The 22,010-nt window shown below is 60.5% G+C and carries 19 protein-coding genes; 1 reads left to right on the top strand and 18 read right to left on the bottom strand.

The window, feature by feature from the left end; all coding sequences use genetic code 11:
- Window positions 1-69 precede the first annotated feature (69 nt).
- From tilS to rpsB, 18 genes are all read right to left on the bottom strand, one after another.
- Entirely contained in the window at window positions 70-1,398 is a 1,329-nt protein-coding gene (tilS, locus tag HX866_RS02030) for a tRNA lysidine(34) synthetase TilS (protein ID WP_177092965.1), read from the bottom strand.
- Between the two features lie 42 nt (window positions 1,399-1,440).
- Window positions 1,441-2,388, bottom strand: coding sequence for an acetyl-CoA carboxylase carboxyltransferase subunit alpha (locus HX866_RS02025; protein ID WP_177092966.1), 948 nt, complete (start codon window positions 2,386-2,388; stop codon window positions 1,441-1,443).
- Between the two features lie 149 nt (window positions 2,389-2,537).
- Entirely contained in the window at window positions 2,538-6,059 is a 3,522-nt protein-coding gene (dnaE, locus tag HX866_RS02020) for a DNA polymerase III subunit alpha (RefSeq protein ID WP_177092967.1), read from the bottom strand.
- A 112-nt stretch (window positions 6,060-6,171) separates the two neighbouring features.
- Window positions 6,172-6,798, bottom strand: coding sequence for a ribonuclease HII (gene rnhB / locus HX866_RS02015; protein WP_177138069.1), 627 nt, complete (start codon window positions 6,796-6,798; stop codon window positions 6,172-6,174).
- A gap of 11 nt (window positions 6,799-6,809) precedes the next feature.
- On the bottom strand, window positions 6,810-7,940 hold the full coding sequence (gene lpxB / locus HX866_RS02010; RefSeq protein ID WP_177137873.1) for a lipid-A-disaccharide synthase: 1,131 nt from the start codon (window positions 7,938-7,940) through the stop codon (window positions 6,810-6,812).
- 2 nt (window positions 7,941-7,942) lie between these two features.
- Window positions 7,943-8,719, bottom strand: coding sequence for an acyl-ACP--UDP-N-acetylglucosamine O-acyltransferase (gene lpxA, locus HX866_RS02005; RefSeq protein ID WP_121137166.1), 777 nt, complete (start codon window positions 8,717-8,719; stop codon window positions 7,943-7,945).
- Window positions 8,716-9,156, bottom strand: a complete 441-nt coding sequence (fabZ, locus tag HX866_RS02000; protein WP_121137164.1) for a 3-hydroxyacyl-ACP dehydratase FabZ — start codon at window positions 9,154-9,156, stop codon at window positions 8,716-8,718. Before fabZ ends, lpxA begins: the two co-directional genes overlap by 4 nt.
- 113 nt (window positions 9,157-9,269) lie before the next feature.
- A complete protein-coding gene (gene lpxD, locus HX866_RS01995) occupies window positions 9,270-10,325 on the bottom strand; it encodes a UDP-3-O-(3-hydroxymyristoyl)glucosamine N-acyltransferase (RefSeq protein WP_177124090.1) in 1,056 nt (351 codons plus the stop codon).
- A gap of 3 nt (window positions 10,326-10,328) precedes the next feature.
- Window positions 10,329-10,832 carry an OmpH family outer membrane protein gene (locus HX866_RS01990; protein WP_121137160.1) on the bottom strand — a complete coding sequence of 168 codons (504 nt, stop codon included), beginning with the start codon at window positions 10,830-10,832 and terminating at the stop codon, window positions 10,329-10,331.
- Window positions 10,833-10,877: 45 nt separating this feature from the next.
- Entirely contained in the window at window positions 10,878-13,265 is a 2,388-nt protein-coding gene (gene bamA / locus HX866_RS01985; protein WP_177092970.1) for an outer membrane protein assembly factor BamA, read from the bottom strand.
- 75 nt (window positions 13,266-13,340) lie between these two features.
- A complete protein-coding gene (gene rseP, locus HX866_RS01980) occupies window positions 13,341-14,693 on the bottom strand; it encodes a sigma E protease regulator RseP (RefSeq protein ID WP_177092971.1) in 1,353 nt (450 codons plus the stop codon).
- Between the two features lie 64 nt (window positions 14,694-14,757).
- A complete protein-coding gene (gene ispC / locus HX866_RS01975) occupies window positions 14,758-15,948 on the bottom strand; it encodes a 1-deoxy-D-xylulose-5-phosphate reductoisomerase (protein ID WP_177137871.1) in 1,191 nt (396 codons plus the stop codon).
- Window positions 15,945-16,757 carry a phosphatidate cytidylyltransferase gene (locus tag HX866_RS01970; protein WP_177092973.1) on the bottom strand — a complete coding sequence of 271 codons (813 nt, stop codon included), beginning with the start codon at window positions 16,755-16,757 and terminating at the stop codon, window positions 15,945-15,947. The genes ispC and HX866_RS01970 overlap by 4 nt, the downstream gene beginning before the upstream one ends.
- Window positions 16,757-17,512, bottom strand: a complete 756-nt coding sequence (uppS, locus tag HX866_RS01965) for a polyprenyl diphosphate synthase (protein WP_177092974.1) — start codon at window positions 17,510-17,512, stop codon at window positions 16,757-16,759. The genes HX866_RS01970 and uppS overlap by 1 nt, the downstream gene beginning before the upstream one ends.
- 16 nt (window positions 17,513-17,528) lie before the next feature.
- A complete protein-coding gene (frr, locus tag HX866_RS01960) occupies window positions 17,529-18,086 on the bottom strand; it encodes a ribosome recycling factor (protein WP_100938582.1) in 558 nt (185 codons plus the stop codon).
- Window positions 18,083-18,826 carry a UMP kinase gene (gene pyrH, locus HX866_RS01955; protein WP_003172271.1) on the bottom strand — a complete coding sequence of 248 codons (744 nt, stop codon included), beginning with the start codon at window positions 18,824-18,826 and terminating at the stop codon, window positions 18,083-18,085. The genes frr and pyrH overlap by 4 nt, the downstream gene beginning before the upstream one ends.
- 202 nt (window positions 18,827-19,028) lie before the next feature.
- Window positions 19,029-19,892, bottom strand: coding sequence for a translation elongation factor Ts (tsf, locus tag HX866_RS01950; protein ID WP_177093364.1), 864 nt, complete (start codon window positions 19,890-19,892; stop codon window positions 19,029-19,031).
- A gap of 189 nt (window positions 19,893-20,081) precedes the next feature.
- A complete protein-coding gene (rpsB, locus tag HX866_RS01945) occupies window positions 20,082-20,825 on the bottom strand; it encodes a 30S ribosomal protein S2 (RefSeq protein WP_177137870.1) in 744 nt (247 codons plus the stop codon).
- A gap of 394 nt (window positions 20,826-21,219) precedes the next feature.
- Between rpsB and map the strand changes: the two genes are divergently transcribed.
- Window positions 21,220-22,002 (top strand): type I methionyl aminopeptidase, encoded by a 783-nt coding sequence (map, locus tag HX866_RS01940; protein ID WP_177092976.1) that lies wholly within the window; start codon window positions 21,220-21,222, stop codon window positions 22,000-22,002.
- The last annotated feature ends 8 nt before the right edge of the window (window positions 22,003-22,010 follow it).

Below are 22,010 nucleotides of genomic sequence, written 5' to 3'. Positions count from 1 at the left end.
CTCCTGCAATTGCTGGCAATCCACAGAAGTTGTATCAAGAAGGGAGCGTAGTCTACCGGAAAGCACCTTTCAGCTCAAACCTTGATCGCTCGAAGGTGGCTGCCAATGTAAATGCCAGTCGCCCAGCGCCCCGCCGTCGAGGCCCGGCAGGTTCGCCACGGCGAGCAATTCGTCGCCGCGATAGAGCAGCGGCAATCGGCCGCGGATAAACCAGGGTACGCCACTTTCGTTAAGCAGACGCTTCAGATCGCGGTGTCCACGGTCCGGCAGGTGCAAAACCTCACCGCCCTGGCGATAGCGCACCTGCAACGGACCGGGTGGCGCCTCGCCGACCACCAGCAGTTCACCGTTGTCCGGCAACTCCAGCGGACGGCTCGGGCAATTCCAGGGGATATCCGCCAGCGGCTGGCGCAACCAGGACCCGCTCAACCACCACAGATGCTCGTCGGCCCGGTGCAACTCGCCCTCGGCCAGGCGCCATTTCGGCCGGGCATCATGGGCGGCGTCGCGCAGATCGTCCCAACCGGCCCAATGGTCGCTGTCCGGCAACCGGGTCAGCGGAGCCAGCCAATGCCGCAGGGCGTTGCGTTGTCGGGCCGGGGACAGGTCGATCAAGGCATCGAGGGCCAGCGACGGCATTCCCAGCCAGACATGCCGGGAATGCGCCAGGGCGTCATCGAGGTCGACTTCGGCCAGCTCATCGAGCAGTTCCTGGGCCTCGCGCAGGTGTGCGGCGCTGCGGACCATGCTGTTCACCGCTTGCGGCCAACGCTCGGTCAGCCCGGGAAAGGCCCGATGACGGAGGAAGTTGCGCGAGAACTGCTGATCGCTGTTGGACGGGTCTTCGATCCAGCGCAGGTCGTGCTCACGGGCATACCGCTCGAGTTCGGCGCGGGAAACATCCAGCAGCGGACGCACCAGATAACCGCCGCCGACTTCACGCTGTGTCGGCATGGCCGCCAGCCCGCGCACCCCGGCACCCCGCAGCAGGCGAAAGAGCAGGGTTTCGGCCTGGTCTTCGCGATGCTGGGCAGTCAGCAGCACATCGTGCAACTGGGTGACCCCGGCAAACGCCAGGTAACGCGCATCGCGGGCGGCACGCTCAAGGCTGGCGCCCAACTGCACGCTGACCCGGATCACCTGCAACGGCACCCCCAGCTCATCGCAGACCGCCTGGCAATGCGCCGGCCAGCCGTCGGCAACCGCCTGCAATCCGTGATGGACATGCAAGGCGGCAATCCTGGGCAGGGGCCGGGTTTTCGCCAGGGTGGCGAGCAGGTGCAGCAGCACCGTGGAGTCCAGGCCGCCGGAGAAGCCGATCCGCCAGGTCTGGGCATTGCGCCAGGGCGAAAGGGCTTCGAGCAGCCGGGAAGGCAGATCGATATCAGGCTGGCGCATGGGTTGTCCCCCGCGCTGGCTCACGAACGATAACGCGCGTTATCAGAGACCGTAGCTCATCAGACGCTCGTAACGACGTGCCAGCAGCGCATCGTTGTCGAACTTCTTCAGCATAGCCAGCTGCGCGCTGAGTTCGGCACGAATCGATGCCGCTGCGGTAGCCGGATCACGATGGGCACCGCCCAGGGGCTCGGAGATCACCTTGTCGACAATCCCCAGGCCCTTGAGGCGCTCGGCGGTGATGCCCATAGCTTCAGCCGCATCCGGGGCTTTCTCGGCGGTTTTCCAGAGGATCGAGGCGCAACCTTCCGGGGAAATCACCGCATAGGTCGAGTACTGCAGCATGTTCAGCTGATCGCACACGCCAATGGCCAAGGCACCGCCGGAACCGCCCTCACCGATCACGGTGGCGATGATCGGCGTTTTCAGCCGTGCCATCACCCGCAGGTTCCAGGCAATCGCTTCGCTCTGGTTGCGCTCTTCGGCGTCGATGCCCGGATAGGCGCCCGGCGTATCGATGAAGGTCAGGATCGGCATCTTGAAGCGTTCGGCCATTTCCATCAGGCGGCACGCCTTGCGGTAGCCTTCCGGACGCGGCATGCCGAAGTTGCGACGGACTTTCTCGCGCACTTCACGACCTTTCTGGTGACCGATAACCATCACCGGCTGATCGTCCAGGCGGGCAATACCGCCGACAATCGCCGCGTCGTCGGAGAAATGCCGATCGCCGTGCAGTTCGTCGAACTCGGTGAAGATGTGGTCGATGTAGTCCAGGGTATACGGACGACGCGGGTGACGCGCCAGTCGCGCGATCTGCCAGCTGGTCAGCTTGCCGAAGATATCTTCGGTCAGCGTGTTGCTCTTGTCCTGCAGGCGGGAAATCTCGTCGCCGATGTTCAGCGAATTGTCGTTACCGACCAAGCGCAGCTCTTCGATCTTGGCTTGCAGGTCAGCGATCGGCTGTTCGAAATCAAGAAAATTCGGGTTCATAAGCATCCGTCTTGGGTCGAGCACAGTAGTTTTTACACAGCCTGGCCGGCCGATTGATCTGTATCGCGCCCTACCTTACGGGATATGGCGCGCTCAGGTCGAGATTAAAAATAGGGTCAAGGTCGGGACGCAACACGTGCGTCACCGTCCTAACGGTATTGGAGGAAGACGTTGTCTCGCCCGAACTGGTCACGCAATGCCTGAATCAGACTGTCCGCCGGGTCGATCCGCCAGCTCTCGCCGAACTGCAACAAGGCCTTGGCGTCACTGCCGGTGTACTCCATTGTGATCGGACAGGCGCCACGGTGTTTGCCGAGCAACTCCCCCAGCCAACGCAACTGATCGCCCTTGAGCGCGGTACTCTGCAGTTTCAGGCGCAGGCTCTCGGCCAGGTTGGTACGGGCATCTTCCATGCTCATCACCCGCTTGACCCGCAGGCGCAAACCGCCGGAGAAATCATCGTTGCTGACCTCGCCCTCGACCACCACCATGGCATCGGTCTGCAACAGCGACTGAGCCGACATGAAGGCATCGGCGAACAACGAAGCCTCGATCCGTGCCGAACGGTCGTCGAGGGTGATGAAGCCCATCTTGTCGCCTTTTTTGTTTTTCATCACCCGCAGGTTGATGATCATCCCAGCGACTGTCTGGGTATCCCGGGCCGGCTTCAGGTCGATGATGCGCTGACGGGCGAAGCGGCGGATCTCGCCTTCGTACTCGTCGATCGGGTGACCGGTCAGGTACAGGCCGAGGGTGTCCTTCTCGCCCTTCAGGCGTTCCTTGAGGGTCAGTTCCTTGGCCTTGCGGTGATTGGCATAGACATCAGCGTCTGCTTCGACGAACAGCCCGCCAAACAGGTCGGCATGGCCGCTGTCGTGGGTGCGCGCGGTCTGCTCGGCGGCCTTGATCGCCTCCTCCATCGCCGCCAGCAACACGCCGCGGTTACGGTCGATATTGGCCTGGTAGGCCTTGGTCTCGTCATGGAAATACGGGCCGAGGCGATCCAGCGCGCCGCTGCGGATCAAGCCGTCGAGGGTCCGTTTGTTGATGCGCTTGAGGTCGACCCGGGCGCAGAAATCGAACAGGTCCTTGAACGGGCCGTCCTGGCGCGCTTCGGTGATCGCCTCCACCGGCCCTTCGCCGACGCCCTTGATGGCGCCGAGGCCATAGATGATCCGGCCTTCGTCGTTCACCGTGAACTTGAACTCCGAGGCGTTCACATCCGGTGCGTCGAGGCGCAGCTTCATGGTCCGCACTTCCTCGATCAAGGTCACGACCTTGTCGGTGTTGTGCATATCCGCGGACAGTACCGCGGCCATGAACGGCGCCGGGTAGTGGGCCTTCAGCCAGGCGGTCTGGTAGGACACCAGGCCGTAGGCGGCGGAGTGGGATTTGTTGAAACCATAACCGGCGAACTTTTCCACCAGGTCGAAGATGTTACCGGCCAGGTCCGCATCGATATTGTTGCTGGCGCAACCTTCGATGAAACCGCCGCGCTGCTTGGCCATTTCCTCGGGTTTTTTCTTACCCATGGCCCGGCGCAGCATGTCCGCGCCGCCGAGGGTGTAGCCGGCCATGACCTGGGCAATCTGCATCACCTGTTCCTGATACAGGATGATGCCGTAGGTCGGCGCCAACACGGGCTTGAGGCCTTCGTACTGGTAATCGGAGTGCGGGTACGCCAATTCGGCGCGACCGTGCTTGCGGTTGATGAAGTCGTCGACCATGCCGGACTGTAGCGGGCCCGGACGGAACAGGGCCACCAGGGCGATCAGGTCTTCCAGGCAGTCGGGCTTGAGCTTCTTGATCAGCTCCTTCATGCCGCGGGATTCAAGCTGGAACACCGCCGTGGTCTCGGCCTTCTGCAACAGGCTGTAGGTCGGCTTGTCGTCCAGCGGGATAAAGGCGATGTCCAGCGGCGGTTCGTCGACCTTGGCGCGGTCGCGGTTGATGGTCTTCAGCGCCCAGTCGATGATCGTCAGGGTCCGCAGGCCGAGGAAGTCGAACTTCACCAGGCCGGCCGCCTCCACGTCATCCTTGTCGAACTGGGTGACCAGGCCGTCGCCCTCTTCATCGCAATAGATCGGCGAGAAGTCGGTCAGCTTGGTCGGCGCGATCACCACGCCACCGGCGTGTTTACCGACGTTACGCACCACGCCTTCGAGCTTGCGCGCCATCTCCCAGATTTCCGCCGCCTCTTCATCGACCTTGATGAAGTCCCGCAGGATCTCTTCCTGCTCGTAGGCTTTTTCCAGAGTCATGCCGACTTCGAAGGGAATCATCTTCGACAGGCGATCCGCCAGGCCGTAGGACTTGCCCTGGACCCGCGCCACGTCCCGCACCACCGCTTTGGCGGCCATGGAACCGAAGGTGATGATCTGGCTCACGGCGTTGCGGCCGTACTTCTCGGCCACGTAGTCGATCACCCGGTCGCGACCGTCCATGCAGAAGTCGACGTCGAAGTCGGGCATGGAAACCCGTTCCGGGTTGAGGAAACGTTCGAACAGCAGGTCATATTCCAGCGGGTCGAGATCGGTGATCTTCTGCACGTAGGCCACCAGGGAACCGGCACCCGACCCCCGGCCGGGGCCGACGGGCACGCCGTTGCTCTTGGCCCACTGGATAAAGTCCATCACGATCAGGAAGTAACCGGGGAAGCCCATCTGGATAATGATATCCAGCTCGAAATTCAGCCGGTCGACATAGACCTGGCGCTTGGCTTCGTAGTCTTCGGTGGTGTCCCTGGGCAGCAGCACCGACAGGCGATCTTCGAGGCCGTCGAAGGACACCTTGCGGAAATACTCGTCAATGGTCATGCCATCGGGAATCGGGAAGTTGGGCAGGAAGTGCTTGCCCAGCTTCACTTCAATATTGCAGCGCTTGGCAATCTCGACCGTATTTTCCAGGGCGTCGGGCAGGTCGCTGAACAGCTCGGCCATTTCCTCGGCACTTTTGAGGTACTGCTGGTCGCTGTAGTTCTTCGAGCGACGCGGATCGTCGAGGGCTCGGCCTTCGCCGATGCAGACGCGGGTTTCGTGGGCCTCGAAGTCTTCCTGCTTGATAAAGCGCACATCGTTGCTCGCCACCAGCGGCGCGCCCAGCTTCTCGGCCAGGGCCACGGCACCGTGCAACTGCTCTTCGTCGTTGGGGCGGTTGGTGCGCTGAACTTCCAGGTAGAAACGATCCGGGAACACCGCCATCCACTCGCGGGTCAGGGCTTCCGCCTCGGCGGCGTTGTCGCCGAGCAGGGCCATGCCGATCTCGCCCTCCTTGGCCGCCGAGAGCATGATCACGCCTTCGCTGGCCTCGGCCACCCACTCGCGCTCGATGATGACCATGCCATTGCGCTGGCCATCGATAAAACCACGGGAAATCAGCTCGGTGATATTACGGTAGCCCACGGCGTTCATCGCCAGCAGGCTGATGCGGCTCAGCGGGGCATCGGGGTCCTTGTTCGACAGCCACAGGTCGGCCCCGCAGATCGGCTTGATCCCGGCGCCCATGGCGGTCTTGTAGAACTTGACCAGGGAACACATGTTGTTCTGGTCGGTCACCGCCACGGCGGGCATGTTCAAGCCGGCCAGGGCCTTGACCAGCGGCTTGATCCGGACCAGGCCGTCGACCAGGGAGTACTCAGTGTGCAGGCGTAGATGAACGAATGAAGCCGGCATAGTGATCCTGTCTTAATCTGTAAAAACAACAAGGCCCGGAAATCCGGCGCTTAAAGCTACTGCGCTTTAAGACGCCGGATTGTACCGGGCCTTGGCTAAAACATCAGCAGCGTTAAAGTTCGCTCAGCCGCCCATGGGTCTCATAAGCCAGGCGTACCGGCGCGAACGAGCGACGGTGAATCGGCGTCGGCCCCAGGCGGCTCAAGGCCTCCAGGTGCACGGGGGTCGGATAGCCTTTATGCCCGCCGATGCCGTAGCCCGGGTAGGTCAATTCGAAAGCGGCCATTTCACGGTCACGGCTGACCTTGGCCAGGATCGACGCCGCCGCGATAGCCGGCACCTTGCTGTCGCCCTTGACCACCGCTTCGGCCGCCATCGGCAGTTTCGGGCAGCGGTTGCCATCGATCATCGCCAGCTTCGGCTGGATATGCAGGCCTTCGACCGCACGCTGCATCGCCAGCATGGTGGCATGGAGGATGTTCAGTTCGTCGATTTCCTCCACCTCGGCCCGGGCGATACACCAGCTCAGGGCCTTTTCGCGGATTTCGTCGTAGAGCTTTTCGCGGCGGGCCTCGGTGAGCTTCTTCGAGTCGTTCAGACCGAGGATCGGGCGCTTCGGATCGAGGATCACCGCCGCAGTCACCACCGCGCCGCAGAGCGGGCCACGACCAACTTCGTCGACACCGGCAACCAGGTCTTCGGCATCGGCCACCAGGGTGAAGTCCAAGCCCATTTGCATTTTCACGTTACTCATAGGGTTTTGCCGATCAACTTCAACACGGCATCGGCGGCCTGGTTCGAAGCATCCAGGCGCAAGGTGCGGTGGATTTCATCGAAGCCCCGGGTCTGCTCTTCGCCGCCCTCGAGCAGCGGCGACAAAGTCTGGGCCAGGGTTTCAGGGGTCGCGTCGTCCTGCAGCAACTCGGGCACCAGCAGGCGCTGGGCCAGGAGGTTGGGCAGGGAGATATAGGGGCTTTTTACCAGCCGCTTGAGAATCCAGAACGTCAGTGGCGCCAGACGATAGGCGACGACCATCGGCCGCTTGTACAGCAGGGCCTCCAGGGTCGCCGTACCGGAGGCGATCAACACCGCGTCGCAGGCCGCCAGGGCCCTGTGGGACTGGCCGTCGAGCAGGGTCAGCGGCAGATCGCGGCCGACCAGCAATGCCTCGATCTGGCTACGTCGCTGCGGGCTGGCGCAAGGCATCACAAAACCAATGCCGGGGTGCATTTCCAGCAGCCGTTGCGCGGTATCGAGGAACAAGCCGCCGAGGCGCCCGACTTCACCGCCGCGACTGCCTGGCATCAGCGCCACCAACGGACCGTCCGGCAAACCGAGCTCGGCCCGCGCTTGCGCACGGTCGGCCTGCAAGGGAATAGCGTCGGCCAGGGAGTGCCCGACAAACCGTACCGGCACGCCCTTCTCTTCGTAGAAACGCGCCTCGAACGGGAACAGCGTCAGCATCAGGTCGCAGCCTTCGCGGATCTTCAGCACCCGCTTCTGCCGCCAGGCCCAGACCGACGGGCTGACGTAATGCACGGTCTTGATCCCGGCACGGCGCAGTTTGAGTTCGATATTCAGGGTGAAATCCGGCGCATCGATGCCGATGAACACATCGGGCCGTTCGGCAATCAGCGTCTGGATCAGCAGCTTGCGGCGCTTGAGCAACTCGGGCAAACGGCCGAGCACTTCCACCAGGCCCATCACCGACAACCGCTCCATGGGGAAATAGGAGACCAGGCCTTCGGCCTGCATCAGCGGTCCACCGACCCCGATAAATTCGACTTCGGGATGCTGGGCCTTGAGCGCCCGCATCAGACCAGAGCCAAGAATGTCACCGGAGGCTTCCCCGGCGACCAATGCAATGCGCAAAGTCGCCATGATCAGCGGGTGATGCCGCGGGTCGAGGACTGGATCGACTGGAGGAACACCGCCACTTCGGGGTGCTGCGCAGCGGGTTCGGCCAGCTCGGCAATGGCTTGTTCCACGGTCAGGCCCTGGCGGTACACCACCTTGTAGGCCCGACGCAGGGCGTGGATCACTTCCTCGCTGAAACCACGTCGGCGCATGCCTTCGAAGTTCATGCTGCGGGCTTCGGCAGGGTTGCCGAATACCGTGACGTAGGCGGGAACATCCTTGCCGATGGCGGTACCCATGCCGGAAAAGCTGTGGGCACCGATATGGCAGAACTGATGGACCAGGGTGAAACCCGAGAGGATCGCCCAATCGCCCATGTGCACATGCCCGGCCAACGCGGTGTTGTTGACCAGGATGCAGTGGTTGCCGATCACGCTGTCATGACCGATATGCGCATAGGCCATGATCAGGTTGTGGTCGCCCAGGGTGGTTTCCGAACGATCCTGTACCGTGCCGCGGTGGATGGTCACCCCTTCACGGATAACGTTGTGGTCACCGATGACCAGGCGCGTCTCTTCGCCTTTGTACTTGAGATCGGGCGTGTCTTCGCCTACCGAGGAAAACTGGTAGATACGGTTGTGTTTGCCGATCCGGGTCGGGCCCTTGAGAATCACATGCGGCCCGATCACTGTCCCCTCGCCGATTTCCACACCTGCGCCGACGATCGACCAAGGGCCGACCTCTACGCCCTCGGCCAGTACGGCCGTCGGATCGATGATTGCGCGAGGGTCAATCAAACTCATACTTTCTGTTCCGCACAGATGATCTCGGCCGAGCAGACCGGCTTGCCATCCACCGAAGCCTGGCACTCGAATTTCCAGATCTTGCGCTTGCAACTGATGAACTTGGCTTCGAGGATCAACTGGTCACCCGGCAGCACCGGCTGGCGGAAACGCAGTTTGTCGGAACCGACGAAGTAATACAGGGTGCCATCGGAAGGCTTCACGTCGAGCATCTTGAAACCAAGAATGCCGGCGGCCTGGGCCATGGCTTCGATGATCAGCACGCCCGGCATGATCGGATGCGCCGGGAAATGGCCATTGAAGAAAGGCTCGTTGATGCTGACATTCTTGTAGGCACGAATGCGCTGGCCCTCGACATCCAGTTCCACCACCCGGTCCACCAGCAGGAACGGGTAACGGTGAGGCAGGTATTCGCGAATCTCTTTGATGTCCATCATTTCGTGGGGAAGCCTGTAGTAAAGAGTGGGAGCGCGCCACGCGCGGCTCCTCTAGCAAATCAGGGAGCACCTTTCGTAAAAACCCAGGCGGCTACTTGATATGGAAAATGGTATCAGCCATCTGATGAAGCATTACCGTCCGGGGTCACGTCGCCTACCCGCTTTTCCAGCTGCCGCAGGCGCCGGGCCATGTCGTCGAGCTGGCGAATACGCGCCGCGCTCTTGCGCCACTCGGCGGCCGGCTGCATCGCCGTTCCGGAAGAATAGGCACCCGGTTCGGTAATCGAATGGGTCACCATGGTCATCCCGGTCAGGAAGACGTTGTCGCAAATCTCGATATGCCCCACCAGGCCTACGCCACCGGCGAGCATGCAGTGCTTGCCGATCTTGGTGCTGCCGGAAATCCCGCAGCAGGCGGCCATGGCCGTGTGATCACCCACCTGAACGTTGTGGGCGATCTGAATCTGGTTGTCGAGCTTGACGCCGTTACCGATGATCGTGTCTGCCAAGGCGCCACGGTCGATGGCGGTATTGACGCCGATCTCCACGTCATCACCGATGGTCACGCCGCCGATCTGGGCAATCTTCTGCCAGATGCCCTTTTCGTTGGCAAAGCCGAAGCCTTCGCCACCGAGCACCGCACCGGACTGGATCACCACACGCTTGCCGATACGCACATCGTGGTAAAGGGTCACACGGGGTGCCAGCCAGCCACCTTCGCCGATTTCACAACGGGCACCGATAAAGCACTGGGCACCCACCGTCACACCGGCAGCAATCCGCGCACCGCCCTCGATCACCGCAAAGGCACCGATACTGGCGGCCGGATCGACCTGTGCATCGGCCGCCACCACCGCGCTCGGGTGAATCCCGGCAGGGGCCTTGGGCTTGGGATCGAACAGGTGCGAAATACGCGCATAGGCCAGGTAAGGATCGGCCACCACCAGCGAATCGCCAGCATAGCCTTCGGCATCGGCGGCCTTGAGCAGAACGGCGCCGGCCTGGCTGTCAGCGAGGTATTTGCGGTACTGGGGATTTGCCAGAAAGCTCAACTGAGCTGGGCCAGCCTCCTGCAAGGTGGCTAGCCCAGTGATTTGTTTCTCCTCGTTGCCACGTAATGTGGCCCCGAGGATCTCGGCCAATTGGCCGAGCTTGATGGTCGCTGTCATGGATTACTTCAGCTGGTTCATGCGCTCGATCACCTGACGGGTGATGTCGTACTGAGGTTTGACATCAATCACGGCGCCGCGCTCGAACACCAGGTCAAAGGCACCTTTCTTGATGACTTCTTCCACGGCGCTGTCCAGCTTCGGCTTGAGCTGCTTGAGCATTTCACGGTCAGCATTGGCCTTGGCTTCGTTCAGTTCCTTGGACTGGAACTGGAAATCACGGGCTTTTTGCTTGAATTCCAGCTCAAGACGCTCGCGCTCGCCTTGCTGCATCTTGTCGCCGCCGGCCACCAGACGATCCTGGATACCCTTGGCGCTGCTTTCCAGCGTTTGCAGCTTGGTCAGTTGTGGACCGAAGCGCTTCTCTGCATCGACGGCGTACTTCTTGGCTGCGTCGGACTCCAGCAAAGCCATCTGATAGTTCAGGACCGCGATTTTCATTTCGGCAAAGGCCGGGGTCGCTACCAGAACAGTGGCCAGCAGAACCAGTTGAGTCAACTTACGCACGATAAACTCCTACAAAATCCATTGTCGTTATCTAGGGTCAGGCCGTTAGAAGGTCTGACCGAGGGAGAATTGGAAAACCTGGGTTTCAGCGTTATTCGGTTCTTTGACCGGCAGCGCCAGGGCAAAGCTCAATGGTCCCAGAGCGGTCACCCAGGTCACGCCAACACCCACGGAACTGGCCAAATTGCTGAAACTGATGTCGTTGCACTGAGTCTGCGACAGCGTGCCATTGGTGTTACGGACCTGTGAGCACTTGGAGTCGAACACGTTACCCACGTCCCAGAATACCGAGGTACGCAGTGAACGCTGGTCTTTCACGAATGGCAGCGGGAACAGCAGCTCGGCACCACCTTGAATCAGCACGTTACCACCGAACGGCAAGGCGCTTGTGCTGGTATCGGCAATCGTACCGACGTTACCGGTCACATCGACGCCACGACTTGGCGTGCCACGAGGACCCAGGGTGCTGTCCTTGAAGCCACGTACCGAGTTGAAACCACCGGCGTAGTAGTTCTCATAGAACGGCAGACCGTTGGTCGAACCGTAGCCGTCGCCATAACCCAGTTCGGTATGGAAACGCATGGTGTAGTTGTCGGTCAGCGGCTGGAACACCTGGCCGCGGTAGTCGAGCTTGAAGAACAACAGGTCACTGCCCGGAATGGTACTTTCCAGGGTCAGGCTCTGGGAATGACCACGGGTCGCCAGGACGCCTTTGTTCAGGGTCGATTCCGACCAGCCGAGGGAGGCCTTGTAGTTCAGGAACTCGTCGCCCTGGGTGTTAACGAAGTTGAAGATTTCGTCGACGGTGTACTGGCCGGTCTGGATCTTGTCCTGTTGAGCCGTCAGGCCAAAGGTCAGGCGCGACGTTTCATCGATCGGGTAGCCGAGGCTGACACCGGCACCCAGGCTGTCCACCGCATAGCTCGCGACGCTGACATCCAGTTCGCTGTAGTCGGTGGTGCGGTAGAACACGTTGTAGCCGAGGCTGACACCGTCCGGCGTCCAGTAGGGGTCGACATAACCGAAGTTATAGCGGCTCTGGTACTGGCTGCGGGTCAAGCCGATGCTGACCTTGTTACCGGTACCGAGGAAGTTGTTCTGGGTGATCGAACCGCCCAGGATCAGACCGGCGCTCTGGGCAAAACCGACGCTGGCGGTAATCGAACCCGAGGCCTGTTCTTCCACGGCGTAGTTCACGTCAACCTGGTCATCGACACCCGGAACCGCTGGGGTTTCGACGTTCACTTCCTTGAAGAAGCCCAGACGCTCAAGACGGGTCTTGGACTGGTCGATCAGGTAGGTAGAAGCCCAACCGCCTTCCATCTGACGCATTTCACGACGCAGCACTTCGTCCGCGGACTTGGTGTTGCCACGGAAGTTGATACGGTTGACGTAGGCACGCTTGCCCGGATCGACCACGAAGGTGATATCGACGGTGTGATCGTCATCGTGCGGCGTGGGTACGCCGTTGACGTTGGCGAAGGTGTAGCCGTCGTTACCCAGGCGGCGGGTAATCAGTTCCGAGGTGGTGGTCATCAGCTTGCGCGAGAATACCTGGCCCTTCTCCACCAGCAGCAGGGACTTGACCTGGTCCTCAGGGACTTTCAGGTCACCACTGAGCTTCACGTCACGGACCTTGTACTTCTGGCCTTCGGTGACGTTGACAGTGATATAGACGCTTTTCTTGTCCGGGGTGATCGACACCTGGGTCGAGGCGATATCCATGTTGATATAGCCACGGTCCAGGTAGTAGGAACGCAGGCGTTCCAGGTCACCGGACAGCTTTTCGCGGGCGTACTTGTCATCGTTCTTGAAGAACGACAACCAGTTGGTGGTCTTGAGTTCGAACAGATCGATCAGGTCTTCGTCCTTGAATACCGAGTTACCCACCACGTTGATGTGCTGGATCGCGGCGACGGTGCCTTCATTGATCTTGATCTTCAAGCCAACGCGGTTACGCGGTTCGGGAACGACTTCGGTCTCGACCTCGGCCGAGTAGCGGCCTTGAGCCACATACTGACGTTGAAGTTCGTTACGCACGCCCTCAAGGGTCGCACGCTGGAAGATTTCACCTTCGGCCAGGCCGGACTGTTTCAGCCCCTTCATCAGGTCGTCAGTCGAGATCGCCTTGTTGCCTTCGATATCGATACTGGCCACCGAAGGTCGTTCAACGACCGTGATGACCAGGACGTTACCTTCGCGCCCCAGTTGGATATCCTGGAAGAAACCGGTTTTGAACAGCGCACGAGTGGATTCCACCAGGCGACGGTCATCCGCTTGCTCCCCGACATTCAACGGTAACGCGCCAAAGACGCTACCAGCGGATACCCGCTGGAGGCCATTGACACGAATATCGGAGATAGTGAAGGACTCGGCGTGAACTTCGGCGATCATCAATACGGTGAGGACCGCAGTTAGCAGCAGACGTTTCATGAAGTCCTTTCTTATTCCAACTGGCAATAAACAAACTGCCGCACAATGCGGCAGATTCGCAATTTTCGCGAAGCGTTACAGTCGACCCAGATCGTTGACCAGGGCAAGCAACATCACCCCAACCACCAAACTGATACCGATCTGAATCCCCCAACCTTGCACCCGATCCGACAAGGGACGACCACGCGCCCACTCGATCAGATAAAACAGCAAATGCCCCCCATCCAGTACCGGGATGGGCAACAAATTCAGAACCCCGAGGCTGATACTCAGATAAGCCAGGAAATTCAGGAAATCAGCGACACCCGACTGGGCAGAAGCGCCCGCCACTTTAGCAATGGTTATCGGTCCACTCAAGTTTTTTACCGAGAGCTCGCCGAACAACATTTTCTTCAGCGACTCCAGGGTCAGGACGCTCATGGTCCAAGTGCGTCGAGCACCCTCGCCAATGGCGGCCAGAGGCCCGTAACTGACCTCTCGAACCATCTCCGGCGGCCAGTCCACAGCCTTGACGCCGGCCCCCAGATAACCGCTCGCCGTCTTGCCTTCGCCACGACTGGCCAAGGTCAACGGGACGTCGATTTGAGCACCATCACGCTCGACGTGCAGCACAATTTTGGTATCAGGACGTACACGGACCCAATCCACCACCTGCTGCCAATCATTCAGCGGCTGGTCATTCACCGCCAACAGGCGGTCGCCGGTCTTGAGGCCGGCAGCCTGGGCCGGGCCTTTCGGATCGAGTTCGGCCAGCACCGGCGCCAACGCCGGGCGCCATGGGCGAATCCCCAGGGACTTGATCGGATCAGGCTCATCGGCGCCTTGCAACCAGTGGTCCAGCGCCAGCTCACGGGGCGAGTCGGCCGTCGAGCCGGGTTCACGGACCCGCAACTGGACGATGCCACTTTCCCCAAGACGGCGTACCAACTGAAGATTGACCGCGCCCCAGCCGGTGGTCGGCTCGCCATCGACGGCAACAATTTCCTGCCCGCTGCTCAGTCCGGCCTTCTCGGCCAGGCTGCCGCTTTCCACGCTACCGATAACCGGACGCACCTGCTGGCTGCCCAGCATCGCCAGCCCCCAGAAAAACACGATGGCCAGGAGAAAGTTGGCAATCGGGCCGGCAGCGACGATCGCGATACGCTGGCGCACCGATTTGCGGTTGAAGGCCTGGTCGAGCAGATGCGCCGGCACTTCGGCTTCGCGCTCGTCGAGCATCTTCACGTAGCCGCCCAACGGAATCGCGGCGACCACGAATTCGGTCCCCTGGCGATCCTGCCAACGCAGCAGCGGCATGCCAAAGCCCACGGAAAAACGCAGGACCTTGACGCCGCAACGACGGGCTACCCAGAAATGGCCAAATTCGTGGAAGGTCACCAGCACACCCAGGGCCACCAGGGTGCCGACTATCATATAGAGTGCGCTCATTTACTTCCTCCGCAATCCGCAATCCCAGGTACAGGCGCCGACAGACCCGAAGGCCAAGCCAGATTCATCGCCCGTGGCGACTCAGCCATTGCTCGGCCAGAGCTCTGGCCTTGGCGTCCGCCGCGAATACCGCGTCGAGCTCGTTGACCGCGACCACCGGTTCCAGGTTCAAAACGTCCTCGATGATACCCGCGATCTCGAGGTAGCGGATGCGCCGTTCGAGAAATGCCGCCACCGCCACTTCATTCGCGGCATTCAGCATCGCCGGTGCACTGCCTCCCGCCACGGCAGCTTCGCGGGCCAGGCGCAGGCAAGGAAAACGCTGTTCGTCGGGGGCCTGGAAATCCAGGCGCGCCACGGCAAACAGGTCCAGCGGCGCCGCACCGGAATCGATGCGCTCAGGCCAGGCCAGGGCATTGGCAATCGGCGTGCGCATGTCCGGGTTACCCAACTGCGCCAGAACCGAGCCGTCAACATAATCGACCAACGAGTGAATCACACTCTGCGGATGGATCACCACCTCGACCTGGTCCGGCCTGGCATCGAACAACCAGCATGCCTCGATCAGCTCCAGGCCCTTGTTCATCATACTCGCCGAGTCGACCGAGATCTTGCGCCCCATCGACCAGGTCGGATGGGCGCAGGCCTGCTCAGGGGTGACGTCAACCAGTTCGTTCAATGGCGTTTGCCGGAAAGGACCACCCGAGGCGGTCAGCAGGATCCGTCGCACACCGACCGCCGCCAGGCCTCGGGCGTGATCCTGGGGCAGGCATTGGAAAATCGCATTGTGTTCGCTGTCGATCGGCAGCAACACCGAACCGCTCTTGCGCACCGCCTGCATAAAGAGTGCGCCGGTCATCACCAGCGCTTCCTTGTTGGCCAGCAGGATCTTCTTGCCCGCCTCGACCGCCGCCAGGGTCGGACGCAAGCCCGCCGCACCGACGATGGCCGCCATCACCGCATCGACCTCAGGGTCGGCCGCGATCCGGCACAGGCCCGACTCGCCCACCAGCACTTCGGTGGCCAGGCCCGCATCACGCAGCTGCTCTTGCAAGCCACGCGCGGCGGACGCCTCGGGCACCACGGCATAACGCGGACGATGCCGCACACACAGGGCAAACAGTTCTGCCAAGCGGCTAAAACCGCTCAAGGCAAAAGCCTGGTAGCGTTGTGGGTGACGAGCGATGACATCCAGGGTGCTCAGGCCGATGGAGCCCGTGGCACCGAGCACGGTAATCTGCTGTGGGCGGCTCACGATCCGGCAATCCAGAGCAGTACGGCGAACATCGGAATGGCGGCGGTCAGGCTGTCAATGCGATCGAGCACACCGCCATGGCCCGGCAGCAGGTTACTGCTGTCCTTGACCCCAGACTGGCGCTTGAACATGCTTTCGGTCAGGTCGCCGACCACGGAAATGAACACGATAATGGCCGCGCCCATCAGACTCGCAACGATCTCGCCAATACTCCAACCGCGCACCACCCCGACCGCTGCGGTAATCACCAGGCTCAACACCAGGCCGCCGTAGGCACCCTCCCAGCTTTTACCCGGACTGACGGCTGGCGCCAGCTTGCGTTTGCCAAAAGCCTTGCCGGAGAAATAGGCACCGATATCGGCACCCCAGACCAGGATCATCACCGCCATGATCAGCAGGTTGCCCTGCCCCGACGGGTCTTGCTTGATCTCGATCAGCCCCTGCCAGGCCGGTAGCAGGATGACAAAACCGATCACCAGCTTGCTCGCCGCGCTCGACCACTTTGCACTGGTCTGTGGATAAGTCAGCACCAGGTAGGTCGCCAGCCCCCACCAGATGACCGATGCCCCCAGCACCCAGGGCGCCAGCACGGGCAGGATGTACATGAAAAACAGCAGCACGGCGACCACGGCGGCATAGGCCACGCGGGACGACTGCGCCTCAAAGCCCGCCAGCCGCGCCCACTCCCAAGCCCCGAGGGTCACGACCACGCCGATGAACAGCGCGAAGCCGGAGCCCGAGAGCAGGAAAAACCCGCACAAGGCAATGGGCAGGAGAATAAGTGCGGTAATGATGCGTTGCTTGAGCATTAAACCCGGGCTCCTGCTTCGACCTGCTCGCTCGTTTTACCGAAGCGACGCTGGCGGGAAGCAAAATCAGCCAGCGCGACGCGCATGGCTTCGTGTTTGAAGTCCGGCCAGAACAGGTCGGAGAAATACAGCTCGGCATAGGCCAACTGCCACAACAGGAAATTACTGATGCGATGCTCGCCACCGGTACGGATACACAGGTCCGGCAACGGCAGGTCGCCGGTGGCCAGGCACGTCTGCAGCAGCTCGGGGGTAATATCATCCGCACGCAAATGCCCGGCCTGTACTTCACGGGCCAGCCGTTGCGCCGCCTGGGCGATATCCCACTGCCCGCCGTAGTTGGCGGCGATCTGCAGAATGAACCGATTGCTACCCGCCGTCGCCGCTTCCGCCTCGCGCATGGCGGCTTGGAGTTCGGGATGGAAGCGCGAACGGTCGCCAATGATCCGCAGGCTGATATTGTTCTCGTTGAGACGTTTGGCCTCGCGGCGCAACGCCTTGAAGAACAGGTCCATCAAGGCACTGACTTCATCGGCGGGACGCTGCCAGTTCTCGCTGGAGAACGCGAACAGGGTCAATACCTCGACCCCGGCCTCGGCACACACTTCAATCACGGCGCGCACAGCGTCGACGCCAGCCTTGTGCCCGGCAACACCGGGCAAAAAGCGTTTCTTCGCCCAGCGGTTATTGCCGTCCATGATGATTGCAACATGGCGCGGCACCGAGGACGGCACAGCCTGCTTGGTCTTTTCCATGAAAACGTCCTGACCCTTAAACGGCCATCAGGTCCGCTTCTTTTTGCTTCACAGCCACTTCGATTTCCGCCACGAACTTGTCGGTCAGCTTCTGGATATCGTCAGCCGCGCGACGCTCTTCGTCTTCACTGATCTCTTTTTCCTTGACCAGGTCCTTCAGGTCACCCAGCACATCGCGACGGATATTGCGCACGGCAATACGAGCGTTTTCCGCTTCTTCGCGGGCTTGCTTGGTGAAACCACGACGGGTTTCTTCGGTCAGTGCCGGCATCGAGATCAGCAGCAACTCGCCCAGGTTGGTCGGATTGAGGTTCAGGCCGGCACTGCCGATTGCCTTGTCCACGGCACCGAGCATGTTGCGCTCGAACGCCACGACCTGCAGGGTGCGCGCGTCCTTGACGGTGATGTTGGCAACCTGCTTGATCGGGGTGTCAGTACCGTAGTAAGGCACCATCACGCCTTCCAGAATGCTCGGGTGAGCCTGCCCGGTACGAATCCGGCCAAACGCATGGGCCAGGGATTCCAGGGACTTCTTCATGCGCTCTTGAGCGTCTTTCTTGATTTCGTTGATCATTGTTGGCCTTCCTCGATCAGGGTTCCTTCAGCGCCGCCATGTACGATGTTCAGCAGGGCGCCGGGCTTGTTCATGTTAAATACGCGCAGCGGCATCTTGTGATCGCGGCACAGGCAGATAGCGGTCAGGTCCATGACACCCAGCTTGCGATCCAGCACTTCATCGTAGGTCAGATGATCGAACTTCTCGGCATGCGGGTCTTTGAATGGGTCCGCGGTATAAACGCCATCGACCTTGGTCGCCTTGAGCACGACATCGGCGTCGATTTCGATCGCACGCAAGCAGGCTGCCGAATCCGTGGTGAAGAACGGATTGCCGGTACCGGCCGCGAAGATCACGACTTCCTTGGCATTGAGGTGACGCATGGCTTTGCGACGATCGTAGTGATCGGTCACGCCGACCATGGAAATCGCCGACATCACGATGGCCGAGATATTCGCACGTTCCAGCGCGTCGCGCATCGCCAGCGCGTTCATCACGGTGGCCAGCATGCCCATATGGTCGCCGGTGACACGGTCCATCCCGGCAGCACTCAAGGCGGCACCGCGGAACAGGTTGCCGCCGCCGATCACCAGACCGACCTGCACACCGATGCCAACCAGTTGGCCGACTTCCAGCGCCATGCGATCCAGGACTTTCGGGTCGATCCCGAACTCTTCCGAGCCCATCAGGGCCTCGCCGCTAAGTTTGAGTAGAATGCGTTTATAGCGAGCTTGATAGCCACTGCCCTGCTGAGCCATTGCGAATCTCTCCTGCGGCGTTTAAAAAATCTTGCGAGCTGTTTGCAGCTTGCGCTAACTCTAGCTTGGCGCTGCTACAGCGCCATCAGAACACGACTTTGTAAGCCGGTTCCGAATGGAAAAAGAGAAACCTCTCCTCCCATTTGAAAAGAGGCTGCGCGCGTAAGCGGGCAGCCTCTTGGGTCGACAGTTGAAAACCGTCTTATTGCTTGTTGGCAGCCAGCTGGGCAGCAACTTCTTCAGCGAAGTTGTCCACTGGCTTCTCGATGCCATCACCTACTTTGAAGTAAGTGAAGGAAACGATTTCAGCGCCGGCTTTCTTGACCAGGGCACCGATGGTGACTTCTGGGTTTTTAACGAAAGCTTGCTCAACCAGGCTGGCTTCAGCCAGGAACTTGCTGATACGGCCGCTGACCATTTTTTCAACGATTTCAGCCGGCTTGCCTTTGATCTTGTCTTCGTTGAGGCTCAGGAAAACGCCTTTTTCGCGTTCGATGGCTTCAGCGGAAACCTGCGATGGCAGCAGGAACTCTGGGTTGGTTGCCGCAACGTGCATGGCAACGTCTTTGGCCAGTTCTTCGTCGCCGCCTTTGAGGGCTACAACCACACCGATCTTGTTGCCGTGCAGGTAAGCGCCGACCACATCACCTTCGATACGAGCCAGGCGACGGATGTTGACGTTTTCGCCGACTTTGGCAACCAGTGCTTCACGTGCCGATTCCTGAGCGGCGATCAGCGGAGCTGCGTCGGTCAGTTTTTCAGCGAAAGCTTTTTCAACGCTGGCAGCGACGAAGCCCTTGAAGTCTTCCTGCAGAGCCAGGAAGTCGGTCTGCGAGTTCACTTCCAGGATCACGGCAGCTTTGCCGTCGCCCTTGATCGCGATGGCGCCTTCAGCAGCAATGTTGCCTGCTTTCTTGGCGGCCTTGATGGCGCCCGAAGCGCGCATGTCATCAATGGCTTTTTCGATGTCGCCGTCAGCCTTGGTCAAGGCCTTCTTGCAGTCCATCATGCCTTCGCCGGTACGCTCGCGCAGTTCTTTGACCAACGCTGCAGTAATCTCTGCCATTTCAAAATTCCTCTTGGATAGGTTATCAACCATTCCACCCGATCGAACGGGCGTTCAATTCTTCCCGAACCCGTTGTAGCGGCTGCACATTACAAAGGCTGTAGCGGCACCACCGACAAACGGTTTTCGAGGTGGCAAAAAGGGGGCCAAGCCCCCTTTTTGCTTACTGAGTCAACGCCAGGGCGTCAATTACTCAGCTGCGGCGACCGGAGTTTCTTCAGCAGCGGCGAACTCGACAGTGCCACCGTTGACGTTGTTACGGCCACGGATCACAGCGTCAGCCATCGAACCCATGTACAGCTGGATGGCGCGGATGGCGTCATCGTTGCCTGGGATGATGTAGTCAACGCCTTCCGGGCTGCTGTTGGTATCGACGATGCCGATAACCGGGATACCCAGTTTGTTGGCTTCGGTGATCGCGATGCGCTCGTGATCAACGTCGATGACGAACAGTGCGTCAGGCAGACCGCCCATGTCCTTGATACCACCCAGGGAACGATCGAGCTTTTCCAGGTCGCGAGTGCGCATCAGCGCCTCTTTCTTGGTCAGCTTGGTGAAAGTACCGTCTTCGGCTTGCACTTCAAGGTCACGCAGACGCTTGATGGAAGCACGGATGGTTTTGAAGTTGGTCAGCATGCCGCCCAACCAGCGGTGGTCGACGTACGGCGAACCGCAACGTGCTGCTTCTTCAGCAACGATCTTGCCAGCGGAACGCTTGGTGCCGACGAACAGAATCTTGTTTTTGCCCTGGGCCAGACGCTCTACGAAAGTCAGAGCTTCGTTGAACATTGGCAGGGTTTTTTCAAGGTTGATGATGTGGATCTTGTTACGCGCGCCGAAAATGTATTTACCCATTTTCGGGTTCCAGTAACGGGTCTGGTGACCGAAGTGCACACCGGCCTTCAGCATATCGCGCATGTTGACTTGGGACATGATAGTTCCTTGATAAGTCGGGTTTGGCCTCCACGTATCCCAATGACCAACCAGCAGCATCAGCTGAAGGCACCCAGGTCATCGTGTCGACACGTGTGTGGATTTAAGCTTCGCGGGGCTATCCCCGGAAAGCGGCGCATTTTATACCACAGCAACGACCAAAACGAAACCCGCATTCGCATTTCCCCTCCCGGGCTTTTGCGCGCGCCCCGGATTCAGGCCAGAATGGCCCCAGCTTATAGAGAGAAGCGATGGCCGGACGCTCATGATTTATCCCATCCGTCTGATAGAATCGCGCTTTAAAGGGTGCCGAAACCCCGGCCGGCTGTCACAGCCCCACCGTTTTCGCCCCATTCCGTGTTTATTCGCGCCCGGCGCGTAAAAGAGAGCCTGTATGACCGTCACCCTCAAAACCCCCGAGGACATCGCAAAAATGCGTGTCGCTGGCCGCCTGGCTGCCGATGTACTGGAAATGATCGGTGAACACGTCAAGCCTGGCGTCACCACCGAGGAACTCGACCGCCTGTGCCACGACTACATCGTCAACGTGCAGCAGGCCATTCCGGCTCCGCTCAACTACAAGGGCTTCCCGAAGTCGATCTGCACTTCGGTCAACCACGTGGTCTGCCACGGCATCCCCGGCGACAAGCCGCTCAAGGATGGCGACACGGTGAACATCGACGTCACCGTGATCAAGGACGGCTACCACGGCGACACCAGCAAGATGTTCCACGTCGGCAGCGTGCCCGTCTGGGCCGAGCGCCTGTCGCAGATCACCCAGGAATGCATGTACAAGGCCATCGAGATCGTCAAACCCGGCTGCCGCCTGGGCGACATCGGCGAAATCATCCAGAAGCACGCGGAAAAGAACGGCTTCTCGGTGGTCCGTGAATTCTGTGGCCACGGCATCGGCAAGGTGTTCCACGAAGAGCCGCAGATCCTGCACTACGGTCGCGCCGGCACCGGCATGGAACTCAAGGCCGGCATGACCTTCACCATCGAACCGATGATCAACCAGGGCAAAGCCGACACCAAGGTACTGGGCGACGGCTGGACCGCGATCACCAAGGACCGCAAGCTGTCGGCCCAGTGGGAGCACACTCTGCTGGTCACCGACACCGGCTATGAAATCTTCACCCTGCGCAGCGATGACACCATCCCTCGCGTCTCGGCCTGATCCGTTGC

Source organism: Pseudomonas gingeri, assembly GCF_013386165.1.
GTDB lineage: Bacteria > Pseudomonadota > Gammaproteobacteria > Pseudomonadales > Pseudomonadaceae > Aquipseudomonas > Aquipseudomonas gingeri_C.
The sequence above is the reverse complement of the archived record's forward strand: the minus strand, read 5'-3'. Positions and strand labels throughout refer to the sequence as shown.

Bases quoted from the DNA above. Each gene is read 5' to 3' on its own strand.
- tilS (WP_177092965.1), bottom strand. From the start codon at position 1,398: ATGCGCCAGCCTGATATCGATCTGCCTTCCCGGCTGCTCGAAGCCCTT.
- HX866_RS02025 (WP_177092966.1), bottom strand. From the start codon at position 2,388: ATGAACCCGAATTTTCTTGATTTCGAACAGCCGATCGCTGACCTGCAA.
- dnaE (WP_177092967.1), bottom strand. From the start codon at position 6,059: ATGCCGGCTTCATTCGTTCATCTACGCCTGCACACTGAGTACTCCCTG.
- rnhB (WP_177138069.1), bottom strand. From the start codon at position 6,798: ATGCAAATGGGCTTGGACTTCACCCTGGTGGCCGATGCCGAAGACCTG.
- lpxB (WP_177137873.1), bottom strand. From the start codon at position 7,940: ATGGCGACTTTGCGCATTGCATTGGTCGCCGGGGAAGCCTCCGGTGAC.
- lpxA (WP_121137166.1), bottom strand. From the start codon at position 8,719: ATGAGTTTGATTGACCCTCGCGCAATCATCGATCCGACGGCCGTACTG.
- fabZ (WP_121137164.1), bottom strand. From the start codon at position 9,156: ATGATGGACATCAAAGAGATTCGCGAATACCTGCCTCACCGTTACCCG.
- lpxD (WP_177124090.1), bottom strand. From the start codon at position 10,325: ATGACAGCGACCATCAAGCTCGGCCAATTGGCCGAGATCCTCGGGGCC.
- bamA (WP_177092970.1), bottom strand. From the start codon at position 13,265: ATGAAACGTCTGCTGCTAACTGCGGTCCTCACCGTATTGATGATCGCC.
- rseP (WP_177092971.1), bottom strand. From the start codon at position 14,693: ATGAGCGCACTCTATATGATAGTCGGCACCCTGGTGGCCCTGGGTGTG.
- HX866_RS01970 (WP_177092973.1), bottom strand. From the start codon at position 16,757: ATGCTCAAGCAACGCATCATTACCGCACTTATTCTCCTGCCCATTGCC.
- uppS (WP_177092974.1), bottom strand. From the start codon at position 17,512: ATGGAAAAGACCAAGCAGGCTGTGCCGTCCTCGGTGCCGCGCCATGTT.
- frr (WP_100938582.1), bottom strand. From the start codon at position 18,086: ATGATCAACGAAATCAAGAAAGACGCTCAAGAGCGCATGAAGAAGTCC.
- pyrH (WP_003172271.1), bottom strand. From the start codon at position 18,826: ATGGCTCAGCAGGGCAGTGGCTATCAAGCTCGCTATAAACGCATTCTA.
- tsf (WP_177093364.1), bottom strand. From the start codon at position 19,892: ATGGCAGAGATTACTGCAGCGTTGGTCAAAGAACTGCGCGAGCGTACC.
- rpsB (WP_177137870.1), bottom strand. From the start codon at position 20,825: ATGTCCCAAGTCAACATGCGCGATATGCTGAAGGCCGGTGTGCACTTC.
- map (WP_177092976.1), top strand. From the start codon at position 21,220: ATGACCGTCACCCTCAAAACCCCCGAGGACATCGCAAAAATGCGTGTC.